This window comes from Paenibacillus tundrae, from assembly GCF_036884255.1.
In the GTDB taxonomy this organism is placed as follows: Bacteria; Bacillota; Bacilli; order Paenibacillales; family Paenibacillaceae; genus Paenibacillus.
Genome location: NZ_CP145605.1, coordinates 5,949,841 through 5,966,188, shown reverse-complemented (window position 1 = coordinate 5,966,188; position 16,348 = coordinate 5,949,841). Strand labels below are relative to the sequence as shown.

General features: G+C 46.7%; 13 protein-coding genes and 1 pseudogene. 6 read left to right on the top strand and 8 right to left on the bottom strand.

The genetic code is table 11. The features are described from left to right. The first annotated feature begins 14 nt into the window (after positions 1-14). Entirely contained in the window at positions 15-803 is a 789-nt protein-coding gene (locus V6W81_RS26750) for an SDR family oxidoreductase (RefSeq protein WP_338540891.1), read from the top strand. 434 nt (positions 804-1,237) lie between these two features. Here V6W81_RS26750 and V6W81_RS26745 read toward each other — a convergent pair whose 3' ends face one another. Together V6W81_RS26745 and V6W81_RS26740 are read right to left on the bottom strand one after the other, a co-directional pair. After that, complete coding sequence (locus tag V6W81_RS26745) at positions 1,238-1,786, bottom strand: GNAT family N-acetyltransferase (RefSeq protein ID WP_056702081.1); 549 nt, start codon at positions 1,784-1,786, stop codon at positions 1,238-1,240. 34 nt (positions 1,787-1,820) lie between these two features. Further along, entirely contained in the window at positions 1,821-2,078 is a 258-nt protein-coding gene (locus tag V6W81_RS26740) for a DUF2164 domain-containing protein (RefSeq protein WP_145044420.1), read from the bottom strand. A gap of 263 nt (positions 2,079-2,341) precedes the next feature. On the opposite strand from V6W81_RS26740, the gene V6W81_RS26735 reads away from it, so the two are divergent. Beyond that, on the top strand, positions 2,342-4,081 hold the full coding sequence (locus V6W81_RS26735; RefSeq protein WP_338540890.1) for a glutamine--tRNA ligase/YqeY domain fusion protein: 1,740 nt from the start codon (positions 2,342-2,344) through the stop codon (positions 4,079-4,081). A 392-nt stretch (positions 4,082-4,473) separates the two neighbouring features. Beyond that, a complete protein-coding gene (locus V6W81_RS26730; protein WP_338540889.1) occupies positions 4,474-4,620 on the top strand; it encodes a hypothetical protein in 147 nt (48 codons plus the stop codon). A 1,033-nt stretch (positions 4,621-5,653) separates the two neighbouring features. Here V6W81_RS26730 and V6W81_RS26725 read toward each other — a convergent pair. Next, positions 5,654-6,880 carry an MFS transporter gene (locus tag V6W81_RS26725; RefSeq protein WP_145045161.1) on the bottom strand — a complete coding sequence of 409 codons (1,227 nt, stop codon included), beginning with the start codon at positions 6,878-6,880 and terminating at the stop codon, positions 5,654-5,656. A gap of 121 nt (positions 6,881-7,001) precedes the next feature. Here V6W81_RS26725 and mobA point away from each other — a divergent pair, with 121 nt between their 5' ends. Next, positions 7,002-7,613, top strand: a complete 612-nt coding sequence (gene mobA, locus V6W81_RS26720) for a molybdenum cofactor guanylyltransferase (protein WP_338540888.1) — start codon at positions 7,002-7,004, stop codon at positions 7,611-7,613. Positions 7,614-7,673: 60 nt separating this feature from the next. On the opposite strand, the gene V6W81_RS26715 is transcribed toward mobA, so the two are convergent. Beyond that, positions 7,674-8,657, bottom strand: a complete 984-nt coding sequence (locus V6W81_RS26715; protein WP_338540887.1) for an AraC family transcriptional regulator — start codon at positions 8,655-8,657, stop codon at positions 7,674-7,676. 345 nt (positions 8,658-9,002) lie between these two features. Between V6W81_RS26715 and V6W81_RS26710 the strand changes: the two are divergent. Further along, positions 9,003-9,314: pseudogene (locus V6W81_RS26710) on the top strand (beta-galactosidase); the annotation flags it as partial. 81 nt (positions 9,315-9,395) lie between these two features. Here V6W81_RS26710 and V6W81_RS26705 read toward each other — a convergent pair. After that, on the bottom strand, positions 9,396-10,868 hold the full coding sequence (locus V6W81_RS26705; RefSeq protein WP_430701392.1) for a PLP-dependent aminotransferase family protein: 1,473 nt from the start codon (positions 10,866-10,868) through the stop codon (positions 9,396-9,398). 177 nt (positions 10,869-11,045) lie between these two features. Here V6W81_RS26705 and V6W81_RS26700 point away from each other — a divergent pair, with 177 nt between their 5' ends. Further along, positions 11,046-11,657 (top strand): LysE/ArgO family amino acid transporter, encoded by a 612-nt coding sequence (locus V6W81_RS26700; protein ID WP_338540884.1) that lies wholly within the window; start codon positions 11,046-11,048, stop codon positions 11,655-11,657. A 393-nt stretch (positions 11,658-12,050) separates the two neighbouring features. Here the strand turns inward: V6W81_RS26700 and V6W81_RS26695 are convergent, their stop codons facing one another. The 3 genes from V6W81_RS26695 to V6W81_RS26685 all read right to left on the bottom strand — a co-directional run bounded on the left by V6W81_RS26695 (position 12,051) and on the right by V6W81_RS26685 (position 16,262). Then, positions 12,051-12,887, bottom strand: coding sequence for a methyl-accepting chemotaxis protein (locus V6W81_RS26695; protein WP_338540883.1), 837 nt, complete (start codon positions 12,885-12,887; stop codon positions 12,051-12,053). A gap of 418 nt (positions 12,888-13,305) precedes the next feature. Next, entirely contained in the window at positions 13,306-14,307 is a 1,002-nt protein-coding gene (gene moaA, locus V6W81_RS26690; protein ID WP_145044401.1) for a GTP 3',8-cyclase MoaA, read from the bottom strand. 416 nt (positions 14,308-14,723) lie between these two features. Next, positions 14,724-16,262, bottom strand: coding sequence for an extracellular solute-binding protein (locus V6W81_RS26685; RefSeq protein WP_338540882.1), 1,539 nt, complete (start codon positions 16,260-16,262; stop codon positions 14,724-14,726). Positions 16,263-16,348 lie beyond the last annotated feature (86 nt).

Genomic DNA, 16,348 nt, shown 5'->3' with positions numbered 1-16,348 from the left:
AAGGAGGAATAACGATGGATATGGGACTTCATGGGAAGAAAGCTCTCGTACTTGCGTCGAGTCAAGGATTAGGCAAAGCGGTGGCAGCTCAATTGGCAGCAGAAGGTGCGGATGTGATGCTTGCAAGCCGGAACGAGGAGAAGCTGATGGCAGTTAAGGAAGAACTGCTTGCGGCTGGTGGGGGCGGACGAGTTGAATTTTGTGTAACCGATGTGACGCGTAAGGAAGATATCGAAGCTCTGATCCGCAAGACAGGTGAGTTATTTGGTCAGATCGATATTCTGGTGAATAACTCAGGCGGGCCGCCCTCAGGTACGTTTGAATCGCTGACAGATGAAGACTGGGAGCATGCATTCGAGTTAAATGTACTCAGTTATGTGAGAGTGATCCGTGGTGTTCTTCCTTATATGAAGGAGAGCGGCGGCCATATCGTAAACATCGCCTCTACCTCAGTGAAGCAGCCGATTCCAGGGTTAATCCTATCGAACACCTTCCGTACAGGTGTATTTGGTATGGCGAAGACGTTATCACAGGAATTAGCGCCGTATGGCATTCTGATTAATACCGTATCCCCGGGACGCATTGGCACGGATCGAATACGTGATCTGGATGCTGCGCGCGCAGAGCAGAATGGAATCAGTATTGAAGAAGTAGGTGAGCAATTCCGTAAGGAAATACCACTGGGGCGCTATGGACAACCGGAGGAGTTTGCTAAAGCGGTTGTATTCCTTCTATCTGGTGCCAATACGTATATTACAGGAGCTTCCCTCGTGGTAGACGGCGGTATGGTACGAGCACTCTAGATAGGTCTGAGTCAGGCTCTAGATATAATGGAAATGTATAATCAAAAGTTTAATAGAGGTTGTTCAAAAAGTCCGCTTTTGATTACGAAGGATGCCCTGAGGCATCTCAGCGTCGAAGATGGTACTCAGCCGAAATAAGTGGATGCTTACGAAGCTTGTTTCCTTCAGAAACAATGTAGTTGCTCACGTAGGTTTGTCTACGCTCCGCTACTCCATTTCTATCTTCATCCCATCTTCTCGGTACTGAAAACCGACCTTTTTGAACTCGCACTAATAGTGAAACCCCCTCTATGGTCGATATAAACGAATAGAGGGGGTTCATTGAGCTTTAGATTATATTTTGCAGTCTCGGTGTAGATTCATGTTGGTTCCATCCATATCATAACTCCCTATAGAAGTAGGGGGGCTATGACACAGAGTCGTATGTACTTCATTTAGCGCAGCAGTTCCCATTCATGCTGTAACATGCCATACACAGCGTGATTTACGTAGCCTTTAGGCAGCTTCTCTGCTTGTCGAATGACACCCTCTAGCACGAATCCAAGCCGCTCTGGAATAGCTCGACTGCGTTTGTTATTGGTTGCCGAACGAATCTCCACTCGGTTCAGATCCAATGTCACAAGTGCATAATCCACGAGCACACGGCACGCACTGGTCATCAATCCTTGCCCCTCGTAACCTTTTCCAAGCCAGTATCCAATGCTTACGGAGCGATTTGTCCAATTAATTTCATGGAAGCCAATGATGCCTGCAAGCTCGCCCTTTAACCATACACCTGCGGTGAATCCACCATTTTCAGCACCTTGCTTCAAGGCATTGGTAATAAAGTTTGAGGTATGCTCGATTTCGGTCACATGATCCACCCACGGTAGCCAATGTCTTAATTGATCCCGTGAACGATCGGTAAGTTCGAACAATGGCTTCGTGTGCTCCATCGAGAGAGGGCGTAGTTCGGTATATTCATCCAATGAATAGGTAAACATGAGTGCAACCTTCTTTCTTAGTCAATTTAGGGTTTTATCGGGACTTAGGGGGCAGTTTGCGTTCTAATGCAAACAGATCCTCTTCTAGCGAGGCCATGCGTTGATTCGTCGTGGTGCGTGCGTCAGCGAGGGCCTGATTATATATGTAGGGAGCGAGCTGGGTCATGAACAGATCCAGTACACCCCAAGCTGCCAAATCGCCCAGTTCTTCGCCGCGTTCCTCTTCGAAATACGACTGGATGGTGCGTATGGCGTCATCCTGCTGTTCTTTGGTCAGTTTTAGCGTGTTCAATTGGGAAACCCTCCCTTAAATTCTGGTTTTACTACCATGCTACATGATTCGTGCGCACCCGTCAAAATGGTTATAGGCCTATCTTGAATGCGTTTGATCCTGACTTTGGTGCCGTTCTTTATTGAACTCATCCTCCGTTAAAGGTATATTTAAATGAAACGCGTACGAAACTTTCCAGAAAGCAACATTACTCTGGTTGATGTCTTCGTATATCCAAAGGATGATAGCGGAATTGCTGCAATTCCTGAAGCTCCAATCCATTTATGAAAGGTTTGATAGCTGTGGACAATCGTACCACCCCACCTAACTTTATCAAAAATATCATCACCGAAGATCTCCGGTCTGGAAAAGTCCAGGAAGTTATTACCCGTTTTCCTCCGGAACCGAACGGTTATCTGCATATCGGACATGCCAAAGCAATTTGGATTAACTTTGCGCTGGGCGGCGAGTTTGGCGGCAAGACGAATCTTCGCTTTGATGACACGAACCCGGTTAAGGAAGACGTAGAATATGTTCAATCCATCCAGGAAGACGTGAAATGGCTCGGATATGAGTGGAACGAGAAGCGTTTTGCCTCGGATTATTTCGATGAGATGTACAATCGTGCGGTCTTGCTGATCCAAAAAGGAAAAGCTTACGTTGACGACCAAAGCGCCGACGAAATTCGTCAAATGCGCGGAACGCTGACGGAGCCAGGTAAGAACAGCCCGTACCGTGATCGTTCGGTAGAAGAGAATCTTGATCTGTTCACACGTATGCGCGCCGGCGAATTCAAGAACGGAGAGAAAGTGCTGCGTGCTAAGATTGATATGGCTTCGCCAAACATCAACTTGCGTGATCCAGTGATTTACCGGATTTCACATGCACACCATCACAACACAGGTGATAAATGGTGCATCTACCCGATGTATGCTTTTGCGCACCCGCTCGAAGATGCTATTGAAGGTGTGACGCACTCCCTCTGTTCTCTAGAGTTTGAGGATCAACGTCCATTCTATGATTGGGTAATCGCTGAGTGCGAGATGGAGAGCAGGCCGCATCAATATGAGTTTGGTCGCTTGAATCTGTCCCAGATGGTGACAAGTAAACGGAAGCTGAAGCTACTTGTAGACGAAGGTCATGTAGATGGATGGGATGATCCACGTATGCCTACAATCTCGGGTCTGCGTCGTCGGGGTTATACCCCAGAAGCTATTCGTGATTTCGTATTTGAGACAGGCATCTCTAAGAGCCAAGGGGTTATCGATATTCAAACGCTAGAGCACTTTGTACGGGAAGACTTGAAACTGAAAGCTCCGCGTACGATGGCAGTTCTGCACCCACTCAAGGTTGTTATTACGAACTACCCTGAGGGTCAAGTGGAGTGGCTTGAGGCTGAGAATAATGTGGAGAATCCAGAGATGGGTAACCGTCAAATTCCGTTCTCCCGTGAGATTTATATTGAGCAAGATGACTTTATGGAGAATCCACCGAACAAATATTTCCGTTTGTTCCCTGGCAACGAGGTTCGTCTGAAACATGCTTACTTTATCAAGTGTAACGATGTGATTAAGGATGCAGAAGGTAACGTGATCGAAATTCACTGTACCTATGATGTGGAGACGAAGAGCGGCAGTGGATTTACAGGTCGTAAAGTAAAAGGCACAATCCACTGGGTGGAAGCGAGCCAAGCGGTACCTGCGGAGTTCCGTCTGTACGAGCCACTGATTTCGGCAGAAGCACCGGAAGTAGACAGCGAACCAGAGGTAGTCGTAGCTGGGGCTGAAGCTGAGGTTGTGGAAGAGCAACCGGAGAAAACATTCCTGGATCAGCTGAATCCGAATTCCCTTGAGATTGTTCACGGATACGTGGAACAGGAGATGAAAGAGGCGAAGCCTCAAGATAAATTCCAGTTCTTCCGTCACGGCTACTTCAGCGTAGATCCGAAGCATTCCGAGCCAGGTCGCCCGGTATTTAACCGCGTGGTATCACTCAAAAGCTCATTCCAACTGCCAAAAGCATAAGGTTGATGGATGAATTAAGGATCTGTTCATCAGCACGCTGGTGAGCAGCCAAGTTATAAGTTAAAGAAGGGGCATCCTTTGTCATGGTTATCATGACAGGGGATGCCTTTTTAGTTTTTTTAGGAGGAGGGTTAAGTTCGGGTTCAGGCGTAGACTGAGCATAAGTGTACGTTGAAGCATAAGTATGGGCATGGCTGTCAGTACAAGTATAAGTAGAACATGTGCATGAGTATGAGAGTCGGCATACACATAAGCAGAATCATGAGCATGAATGTCAGAACAAGCTAAGCAGAATTATAAGCGTACCACAAGCATAAACAGGAGCACGACTATGTGCGTCAGCCAAGCATAAGCAGCTGAACATGGGCACGACCATGGGAGTCAGTATGAGTATGAGCGCCAGCACAAGCAGAACAGGCATGACTATGAGCGTGGCTGTCAGCACAAGCATAATCATAGGCAAGAAGCAGAAGCAAAAACATGAGAATGAGCATCAGCAGCAGAACATGGACATGATTATGAGCACAAGAGTGGCGTGACTATTAGCATAAGTGACAGCCCAAGTGCAAGATTAAGCATAACCATGATTATGAGCGTCAACACAAGCACAAAATTTGCGCATGAGGTAGGAGCCTAACGAACCGAGGAAACGCTATTTAAGTGTATGTGGACGTTCCAGCAACGTAACGAATCGTACACACCTTATTTCGTCGTATGACCTATCTTTTTAGTAATTTGAAGGTCTTTTTCGCGCAATAACGTGTCTGAGGTTCCTTAGCTTTGGAATCTCCTGAAATTGTGGCAAATAAGGCGCCTAGGGTTCGTTAGAATTACACACAAGGTTAGGTTGAGGGAGGTTAAACTTAGAGGATTGCTAGATCGTAATTCGCACCGCATGCAGCTCCCAGCACGAGGTTCCCTATTTCATGACTACTGGATGAGACAATTGGATCCAACAGCGAGAGGTAGGGGAGTTAGACGACTAGAATAATATTAATGGAGTGGCACGCAGGTATGTTGAGGTAGGGAGGTTAAATCGAATTAAATTCTATATGTAGATTACTATTACGGAGTTGTAATGGGTACGGCTTACATTGGAATTGTGCCAGGTGAGATGTAGTGTTAACGTCTTTAATATCTCTAATGTCTTCTCGTCCATGCCGAAGCCATCATCGATCACAAGACAAAGGTGAGACCAAAGTGCTCGGCTCCCTACGAACTTTCTAAGAAGTAGGCTGCATTGAAGCATACGTATCTCCTTTGCCTACTCTCTAGACTTAATCTTTTATATCGTTTGTGAGTAGTAAGGGACGATGATGTTACGCCGTAACGAAGAGCTTTAACCCTACTCCCCGCCCCTTAATCTTTTGTTTGAATGTTTGAAGTTTTTATTTACACCATAACGGAGAGGACAGAATAAAGCTGGAGAAGCGAAGCGCTCGCATTTACCCCCGGATTTTACCCTTTGAAAAGGGGAATCCAAAAAATCCGGGGGTAACAGCGATCGGAGGGTTATTCTGTCATCGAAGTGCCCTCGTGTAAATCAAGGTTTCAACCTTTGCCAACAAAAGATTAACCATCACCCATTTCGGTCAACACAACAGGCTGATATCCATTCCGCCGATTAATCAGCCACATGATGGCGAAGCCAGCAGCACCAATCAGCGAGAAGAATACCCCGATGTTGTACATAAGTTCAGCACCGAAGCTCTGGAACAGCCAGCCGCCAAACAAACCTGCAATGACACCAGACAGACCGCCCCACGCCATCGTGTAGACAGCTTGACCAGAGGAACGATACGGTCTAGGAATAAACAGCATCGTAAGCTGTGTGCCTACATAGAAGTATCCACCGAAGGTAATGGAGTGCATCAGTTGAATGAGTACAACTTCAATAGGTAGAGTAGACTCAGCCATCAATTGCCAACGGATGGCAAACAGCAGACTAACTAGGACAAGCGAGGCGAGCAGGAAGCTCATCTTTCTTTTCAGATATCGATCCAGCAGTAAGAAGACCCCGACTTCCAGAATGGAAGACGTGAAGATCGCCCAGCCGACCATTTGTTTGTTGCCGCCCATCTCGGTAATATAGAGCGACATGAAAGTGCTGTTCATTGCATTAGGCACGGATACCAGAACGCCAAGTCCAATGAATGCCATGAAATAGGGATTGAACATGACCTTTCCAAACCGTCGGAATGTGACTACAGGCGTATCTGAAGCAACCGGCTGTCTGGGCAGAAATACCGAAAATGCAAAAGCAACGATAATCATACACGCGAAGACGATGGATACACTGCCTATGCCAAGTCGATCAATTAGTGGACCAGCCGCTACCGCGGTTAGTGCCCAGCCTAAGGAACCCCATAGGCGGAAGGAACCGAACTTTTGCGAGGTACCATCAATGTATCCAAGAATCAAACTATTGGTTTGAGCGAATAACGGACTTTGAAAAAAATAAAAAACAATCATGGCCGTGTAGATCCAGGCATAGGTAGGGGCATGGAAGACAGCTTGAGAGAACACAAATGTGCCTCCCATCATAATCATTAGAATAATACGGATATTGCGTGATTTATCGCTCCAGAACCCCCAGAAGGGATTCGCAAACAAGGAGACAAATGGGCCGATCGCCATGAGGCTACCAATCTCTAATTTGGTCATACCAATCTCTTGCAAGTATAATTGCAGAAATCCGGCGAAGATGGAGATTGCCCCATAGATGAAGAAATTATATAGTTTCAGCGAGACCAAAGAGGGATTGCCTCTTCCTGGTGCAAATTTATCCAATAGAGCCATTCCTTTCAGAATCATATTGTTCAATGTATCATTTGTTGTATGGGGTTTCAATGTATAGACTAAAAGCTACTTTTCCTTATCAAGCATCGAATCGAAAATACTAGCACTGGAGGAGATCGTCGTGAACACAACAGAGTGGACGGGCATCATTTTGGCAGGTGGTCAATCTAGGCGTATGGGATCGAACAAGGCACTATTGCCAGTGAAGGGTTCGACGTTGCTCAGCCAAATCGCTAGTTCAATGATACCGGAAGTCGCCCGCATCATTGTTGCGGGTGGCTCTCATGTCGCCACATATGCAGAACTGGGTTATGAATGTGTTCAGGATCAATATCCGGGCAAGGGGCCGCTCGCTGGATTGCATGCAGCGCTTCAAGCTTCGGATACGAATTGGAACCTTGTATGCGCTTGTGATATGCCGTTGATTAGGCCTTCCTTTTTCGCAGGTATGAAGCAATTGGCCGAATCCAGCGATCAACATTCTGTCATTGTGCCGCGAATAGCAGGACGTGTGCATCCACTTGCCGGTGTATATCACAGACGTGTGCTTACAGAGCTTACGCAATGCTTAGACCAAGACCGTTTACGAGTCACAGGCTGGTTGGAGGAGATGAATCCCCTCTATATCGACGTGCAAGAACTAGAAAGTGTAGGTGTTCTTGATGCGGTAGACCAGTTAAGCAATATGAACACACCTCAAGAATACCAGTCTATTCGGAATCATGAGCGTTAATTGTGCCACTTAGCTCTGACATGACTTGTGATTATCAATTCTTTTAATTAATCTAATCTTCTAATCCATTCCGTTCACGCCTGAAATCACGCTGGAAGAATCGAGCGGAGCACTGCGGTTTTTTTTCAAGGTAGAGTTGCGATACTGAAGTGGGCTTTCGCCTGTCCAGCGTTTGAACTGCCTGCTGAAATGCGACAGATGGGTATAGCCAAGCTTCCATGCAATTTCCCCTAGAGATAGCTCCGGTTGTTCGATGAGAACTTTGGCTTCCTGTAATTTTAGGCTTGATAGATATGCGCGCGGTGCTCGTCCGTATACTTTACGGAAGATCTGCAGACCATATCCTGGGCTGATCCCGAATGAAGCAATAATTTGCTCCACCTTTATCGTAGATACATTGCCGTCTTTATTTCTTAGCTGAGCGTGAAAAGCCTGCTTAATCGCTTCCGCAATCGCCCCTGCATAGTGCATAGCTGTCGGTGCGGGTGCATTAGGCGCAGATCCGGACATCGTAGAGACGGGTTCACGATCAGCTGTCTGGGACAAGAGCGCAAACAGCTCAAACATCCGTGCCTGCATCATAAACTTATCTGTCGAAGTATAAGCCTCCGTTTGTTTAATCATGCTCATCCAGCTCTCCAGTATAGCGCGCATTTTCAGATTGTCCGGTGTGCCCGCTTCGTAGATTCGACTGTGTCTGGACATTAGCTTTAATATAAATACAGGATCGTCCACATTGAAGTGGGCGCTAAAATAAGTCATGCCTGTGGTAGAGACACATTGATTCGTATGTTTGTATCCCGGAGGAATTAAGAGAATGTCGCCTTCTTCTACCAGATGTCTATATCCATGAATAATACTTTCTTGGGTGCCTTCCAATATGAGCAGAAGCTCGAAGCCTGGGTGTGACTCCTCTGGCATCATCCAGCCCATCTGCACCTGCTGGCTATGTGCGCCGTACAGTTTGATGTTGCAATCAATAATCGGCAGCCAGTGTGCCATTAGGTGTTGCGGCATTTCTCGAAGCTGTAATTTAGTTTCCATAACGTCACCTCGGAAAAGGGTAAAAACAATCGCTTTGCACAATCAGCACCCTTAGTATACTTCATTATAATCAGTTTAACCCTGATTTTCATAATCATTGGATTCTGGTAAGAAACCAGGGATAGCCTGCATATATAGTACACGGTTATTGTTAGTTATGTAAACGTTATCATTCATAGAGTCATGGAAAGCCTGTTGGATATGTGGAGCATTGCCTTAATTGCTTTAAGTGCATGTTCCAAAAGGACGGTTTTCAGTACCAAGAAGATGGGATGAAGATAGAAATGGAGTAGCGGAGCGTAGGCAAACCTACGTGAGTAACTACATTGTTTCTGAAGGAAACATATTCAGATGATGAAGGATGCAGGAATTAACGTGGTACGGATCGCAGAGTCTACTTGGAGCACGCATGAACCACAGAATGGAGTGTTCGATTTCTCATAGGTGGATCGTGTTCTGGGTGCGATGCATCAGGCGGGGGTTCAAGTGATTGTAGGTACGCCAACGTATGCGGTTCCGACATTGATGGTTAAGGAGCATCCGGACGTGCTCGCAACAACGGTGCAAGGGCCAGGGAAATATGGCGCACGTCAGATCATGGATATCACGAATCCAACCTATCTGTTCTATGCTGAGCGGATCATCCGCAAGTTGATCTACAGCAAAGGATCTAAAATATAATAACAAGCCGTCAAGATGAGGAGAGTACTCTCGCTCCGTTCTTGGCGGCTTTTGAATTTACTTTTCAAGAGAAGAGAGCAACTCACGTACCGTTTCTGCAAGAATGACTAGCCCTTGTTCCATTTGCTCTGGTGTGCAATATGCATAAGACAGGCGAATGTGCTCTTGATCGAGACGGTTGTATAAGTATCCAGGGTGGATAAGTACACCACGATCTAAGCACATCTGGAAGATTCGTCTGATGGAGAGCGGAGCACAAGTTAATTGCAGCCAGATATAGAACCCGCCACGAGGTATATTCCACTGAGCAAGTTCACCCATATAGCGATGCAGCAGTTCCAACATACAGTCACGTCGGCTGCGTAGCTCAGGTCTTAGATGATCCATGTGTCGCTCGTGATATCCGTCAGCAAACCATACCGCAGCAGCTTCTTGTGCCAGAGAACTCGTCCCATAATCCGTCTGCATCTTAATATCTGCGAGCCGGCGAATGACGGGTTCCGGGCCGACCAACCAGCCCAGCCGCAGACCGGGACTGACTGCTTTTGACAGTGTGCCCATATGCAGTACGCGTCCCTCTCGATCTAACGCTTTTAGCGGCTTAGGTGCAGGTTCATCCAGCCATAGATCCGTGTACGCGGCATCTTCCAGAATGGAGCATCCGGTCGTATATGCCGTAGCCAGTAGCTCTTCACGGCGCTGTGCGCTCATCAGATTGCCCGTTGGGTTGTGGAAGCTAGGAATCGTATATAGGAGCGGAAAGTTACCTTGCTTGAAAGCTCGGTTGGATGCCTGGCTCAATTCAGCAAGCTGTATGCCTTCGTCGTCTAAAGGAATGCCGCCCATCTTCAGTCCGGCGGACTGAAAAGCATGGATGGAATACAGATAGGATGGTTTCTCCAGTAAGACCGTTGCTCCCCTTGGAAGCAGGCCTACAGATACGAGATTCAGCGCCTGAATTGAACCGGATACGATTAATATGGATGCAGGAGATGCTTGAATATCATGAACCTTCTGTAAATACGCAGACAGCGCAACACGTAGCTCCAAACTACCCTGTGGCTCAAGGTAATTCAGGCTATGGGAGCGACGGGATAAGGTGAGCAAAATCTCATTGAATTCGTCATGTGGCATAAGCTCTGGAGCCAGCTCACCTGTACCGAGGCGGATGATGCCTGGTTGAAATTCCGATCGGTTAATCTGCTGCACTTCTGGGAGATTAGGGTAATAGGAGCCCTCCTCGGAGGCTTCTTCCCAATTGGGCATTTCCCGAGTAGGTAGAGCGTTCCAGTCCAAGCTGCATACATACGTACCGCCGCCATGCCTACCCTCAATCATACCTGCGGCCGTGAGATTATCCAGAGCGCTGACAAGTGTGCTGCGATTAATACCCATAGACTGAGCTAAGGTTCGCTGGGAAGGCAGACGAGTTCCCGGAGCCCACTCGCCACTCGTAATTTTCTGGCGAATATATAGTTCGATTTGTTGATACAGCGGCAAGGGTTGTGAGGGATTAGGCTTCCAGTCCATGCTTGGCCACGAATCAGAACGTTTCACTTCGTTGTAACCTCCATTATGTACATGAATTCATCGCTTGCATCGTTATGGACACTATAACATTTGGTTGGTATGTATGCCATCCAAGTGGTTGGTTACGTCGAGTTCATCCTCCTTTACTATAGATGAACAGACTAAGGGGGAGGACATATGGGTGTTTTTGTTCATGCGATTATATTGGCCTTTGGATTGATTTTGCCACTAGGCGTTCAGAATGTATTTATTTTTAGTCAGGGGATGCTGCAACGGAAATTTTCGAACGCTTTACCAGCAATCGTAACTGCAGCTATTAGTGATACCTTGTTGATTGGAGCAGCCGTAGGGGGCGTGTCGCTTATTTTGCTGCAATGGCCCTTGCTGACGAGTGTATTGTATGCGGGAGGTAGTCTATTTTTATTGTATATGGCATGGGGCATGTGGAAGTCAGCGAGTGCTGCACATGAATCAGGGAGGGTGTTGTCAGCAGGTCAGCAAATTGCATTTGCAGCCTCCGTATCTCTCCTGAACCCACATGCTTTATTAGATACGGTCGCTGTTATCGGGACGAGTTCACTTCAGTATGATGGCATGGAGCGGTTTTATTTTGCCTTAACGACAGCAGTGGTATCCTGGGTATGGTTTATGGGATTGGCAGGAGCAGGCAGAGGCATGGGCCGGTTAGATCGTACAGGGCGCATGAGTGTGATGTTCAATCGAATCTCGGCTGTAATCTTGGTTGGCGTGGCGGGCATGATGCTGTGGAAACTGCTTCAATCGTTATAAATAGGTATCACTTATTGTTCAACATGCCAGGTTCAAAATGTTCAGTAAAAAAATGAGGCTGTCCCTTAAGTCATAAATATGACGGGGACAGCCCTGTTGGCGTTATTTTGATGTAATGAATCTGACACACGCTATTCGCTTCTATTTTCCCGGATCTGAGATCTAACGAATCACAGAGGTGTTATTTCGTCGGATCAGTCGTTTTTGGAGGATTAGACACCGTTTTATGACGGAATAGCGATCCTGAGGTTCGTTAAATCTAGCTTACTTAGATTATCCGCCTGTTAAGGTGCGGCAGGTTCGTTAGCGTTTGGATCGTAGAGAATTTTTTAATAAAGCCCCTTCTAGCGTGCTAACATTCACTCAAAGAGGTTGCCACTGCTAGAACGGAATTTAATCTGCTTTTAATAGCATGGATTCAATAAATACTTTCAACTCGTGACTTGTATGATTCAATCGCTCAATAACATCACTGAACTCCGTGACAACTTCCGCTTGGTTGCTGCTGGACTGTGCGATGGATGTAATCTCATCCTCCATATTCTTCATGGACTGTTGAACATCACGTAGAGAGCGTTCGATGTTGACCGTTGCTTCTTTTGTTCCAGCGGATAGTTTACGTACTTCGGATGCAACAACGCCGAATCCTGCCCCCATCTCCCCTGCTCGTGCCGCTTCAATCGCAGCATTGAGACCAAGCAGGTTCGTTTGTTCAGAAATTTCTCGAATGAACGATGCCACTTTGGTTACCTCGCCCGAATTCTGTACCGCTTGCCGCGTGTTGTCCAGGATTTGAGAAGAGGATGCTGATAATTGCTGGGACTGGGCAGCTACCGTCTGCACCATATCCTGAAGCCTGCCGCTGATGTCCGTAATCAGCTGGGTGAAGTGCTCCAGCTTCTCTTCATTTTTGAGTGAGAAACCGATGGCAAAGGAGCCTACAATGGTTCCGTTCTCGTCTCGAAGTGGTGTAGCTGAAGAGTTAATGGTTGTGCCATAGAATTCTTCGGGAATCCGATTAGCGGATGTTTCCCCATGAATCAATGCGCGGCGGAGAGTAGGATCTTCTAATGAGATCGGATCGCCCGCTCGAATGCCCAGGTCACAATCTTCACTCGGGACGTAATACACAAATTTCTCGGTATCCGTCACGGCGAGCATCAGATCGTCTTTGAGAAACATAACTTTAAAATAAGGACAGGCTGCTACAAGGGCATCAACAATATTCAATTTGGTCAACTCCTACATGATGTCTGATATGTTTGGTTCGCGTTGCTACGTTATCACCTTAAATCGTGAAGCTATGTAAATAGGCTAAACGTATAATTAACTTTATCATAAAGATTTGAAACAGGGCCGATATTGTCGAGAAAGAAAAGTTACCTACAAATAAGAGGTATATGCCTTAATGAGAGTATATGTCCTATAAAAAAGCCCAGAGGTTCTCTCTGGGCAGTGTAATCGTGTTAATTTACATATTCCGATATAGTTTAGCAATGCAAACGACAAGAGCGAGTACACGTGCTATACACTCTCGATGTGCTCAGTGTACTCAATGTGCTCGAAATACTGGATGGATGCAACATACGAGCTTTAGATGTTTGGAGCAGGTTGAACTCCCTGTGTTCCAGATATCGATCTGTAGCCCTTACCCACCAATCTGGGACATCCGTCTCGCTGTTGGCGTATGACTTTGCATTTTTTGTTCCAGTGCCATCGCCATCTCATGGTTCTTGGGTTTGGTGCCGAGTGCTTTGAGGAAAAGAGCAGCCATCGCCGCAGGGTCATCGACAAAGCGCCGTACATTATACTCATCTGACCAATATAAGCAGGCTTTGATATGCCCATCTGCGGTCAGACGGAGACGATTGCAGTTATCACAGAAGTGGTCGCTTACCGGATGAATCAATCCGAATGTACCTTGTGAGCCTGCAATTTTCATGTTTCGTGAGGGTCCGTTCCCGGCAGGGCCTTCGGTATGATCCACCGACCATCCGGCTTCTGCACATACATCGGTCACAGCTTCGAGCGGCAAATAGGATTTGCGCCACGAGTCGGAAGCATGACCAATTGGCATGTATTCGATGAACCGAACATGAAGTGGTTGGTCAAGGGTCAGCGCGATGAAGTCCTTGATCTCATCGTCATTAATGCCTTTCATCAGTACCACATTCAGCTTAATCGGTTCGAGCCCAACGTTGGTCGCTGCCTCAATGCCTTTCAGCACCTTGTTCACATCACCGCCACGGGTAATCATGGAGAAGCGGTCAGCTCGCAAGGAATCCAGACTGATATTAATTCGGTTCAGTCCAGCATCCTTCAGCGCCTGAGCCTGCTTGTCCAGCAGCAATGCATTCGTAGTCAGAGCAATATCTTCAATTCCGTCAATAGCGGAGATCATCGCGACGAGCTTGTGCAGGTCTTTGCGTACTAATGGTTCACCGCCGGTTAAGCGCACTTTGCGCATACCCATAGGAGCCAGCACTCGAAGTACCTGAGCAATTTCTTCATAGCTCATAATTTCATCATGGGGGGCGAATTCCATGCCCTCGGCTGGCATGCAGTATACACAACGCAAATTACAGCGGTCCGTAACAGAAATACGGATATAGTCATGTATTCTGCCAAATGAGTCCTGGAGCATTTCCATGCAGACCACCCTTTCACCTCTCAGATTGGAAAAAGCACTTTCCTATATAAGTTCAACAACACAATATTTACATTGAGGCTCCAGAACAGAACAACCTTCCAATCGCTGTTATCCCCAGATTTTTTTGATTCTCTTTTCCCAAAGGGTCAAATCCGGGGATAAAGGCGAAGCGTATGCTTCCGATGCAGCTTTCTAACAGAAAGCTTGTAGCTTCGCTTCTTCAGGTTATTTCTGTTCTCTCCGCTACTGTAAATATCGTTGAACTTATATACAAGAGCATGTTACAACATGCTAACCATTACGATGCGACAAATTCAAAAAGAACAGTTGCATCAAATTTTAGCTATTTCTCCAATCCGCGTCAATGATGACGTCGGATGATAGCATTCGTTTTGCGGCGGTAAAAGGGGGCGAATCTATCGCGCGGAACTTGATTCCGGATGCTCTTTATACCATTCATTGGCTTCGTGAAGCACCTGTTCTCCACCAGCTTCCATGAATTCTTTCACAAAGGTATCGAAACTTTCCACGGACTGATCACCAGTAATGATGTAAATGTATGCTTTATCTCTCATACTGACCAAGTCAGATGAATATTGAATTAGGGCAGGGGTAGCTACCTCCAGGTGGTTATAGATACCGCCCTTTGACAGCCCTACGGACGCAGCCCACTGTTCACGTTCGCCTATAGAGCCACCGGGAACCGTCATGCCGATACTAGAGCCGATCGTATTGATATAGTTCTCCATTCGATTATACGGGGGGAGGAGGTGGAACGTATTTGTGGATGTGCCGTCCCAGTCCCAGTGCTTACCTTGAACGCCATACTCCATTCTGATCTGCTCATGCGGATCAGGATTGGCACTGACGTAGTCTAGGATTTCCAGAATTTTTTCTAGTTTGCCTGGCTCGTTGACCGCCTCAGCTCCAATTGCGATAAAGTTCATGAGCAGGTTGTTGCCCTTCGAGCCGCTAAGTCCATCAGGGCCAACGACAGGAACACCAAATACCACGTTGGCGTCTGCATTCTTCTGTTGAAGCTCATAGACATTGAATGAGGCTCCCATCGGAGTTTCTTCGCCTTTTTCATTCAGGATGTTGTAATCGCCTGCTTGAGTCCAATGATAGTAGTTGCCCATGGACGTCATGCCAATTTTGCCATTGATAAAAGCATGAGATAGATGCTTATAACCGCCTTTATTTTCCCCGGTGATAAATTCTGGGTCGATAATGCCATCCCGGTACCATTTTTGCAAATAAGTTAGGGCTTGCTTCATCTCAGGCTCCAGGGCACCGATGACCAGTTGATCATTTTTCAGATTAAAATAGAGCTGCTCGGTAAAAACGGTCTGCCCAAAAGCGCCGAACACTACATTCATACCTTCCTTGGACAAACCGTACGTATCCTGTTTACCATTTCCGTCAGGATCACCTTTGGCAAAGGCATATAACACGGTTTCTAATTCTTCCAATGTTGTGGGTGTGTCTAATCCAAGTTTCTTCAGCCAGTCTGCTCGATAGACGATAGGGGTACGGTAAATATTAGTCTCATTGATGACGGGAATGCCATATAAGCTGTCATTTATTTTTCCGTACTCGAAGTAACGTGGATCATAGTCGCGGATGCGTTGTACAAGATTGGGCGCATGTTGCTCAAGCACATCTTGAGGAATTTCCGCTAATACCCCTTGTGTCTGATATTTAAGCAGATCATGGGGCTGCCTGATTCGAAATAGATCCGGGATATTCCCTTGAGCAAGCTCCAAGTCGAGCAGATCCTCGTAACGCTTGTTCTCCAGGTTCCACACGTCCAGATTCACATGAAATAGCTGTTCAAGATATACAATCATTTCTGCATCCTCAGGAACCGGGGTATTCTGATGCATAGTCCAAGAGATGTTATATTCAGGGGCGGTATCCTTCTCAGCGCTGGCGAGATGATTTTGTTGCTGCACTTGTGCGCTTTCTCTTCCTGACACAGTACAGCCGCTCAAGAGTACCACAAGCATAAGTGTTGTTATAGATAGACAGAGAGCTCTTG

Bases quoted from the DNA above. Each gene is read 5' to 3' on its own strand.
- V6W81_RS26750 (WP_338540891.1), top strand. From the start codon at position 15: ATGGATATGGGACTTCATGGGAAGAAAGCTCTCGTACTTGCGTCGAGT.
- V6W81_RS26745 (WP_056702081.1), bottom strand. From the start codon at position 1,786: ATGTTTACCTATTCATTGGATGAATATACCGAACTACGCCCTCTCTCG.
- V6W81_RS26735 (WP_338540890.1), top strand. From the start codon at position 2,342: ATGAAAGGTTTGATAGCTGTGGACAATCGTACCACCCCACCTAACTTT.
- V6W81_RS26730 (WP_338540889.1), top strand. From the start codon at position 4,474: ATGAGCGCCAGCACAAGCAGAACAGGCATGACTATGAGCGTGGCTGTC.
- V6W81_RS26725 (WP_145045161.1), bottom strand. From the start codon at position 6,880: ATGGCTCTATTGGATAAATTTGCACCAGGAAGAGGCAATCCCTCTTTG.
- V6W81_RS26715 (WP_338540887.1), bottom strand. From the start codon at position 8,657: ATGGAAACTAAATTACAGCTTCGAGAAATGCCGCAACACCTAATGGCA.
- V6W81_RS26705 (WP_430701392.1), bottom strand. From the start codon at position 10,868: ATGGACTGGAAGCCTAATCCCTCACAACCCTTGCCGCTGTATCAACAA.
- V6W81_RS26700 (WP_338540884.1), top strand. From the start codon at position 11,046: ATGGGTGTTTTTGTTCATGCGATTATATTGGCCTTTGGATTGATTTTG.
- moaA (WP_145044401.1), bottom strand. From the start codon at position 14,307: ATGGAAATGCTCCAGGACTCATTTGGCAGAATACATGACTATATCCGT.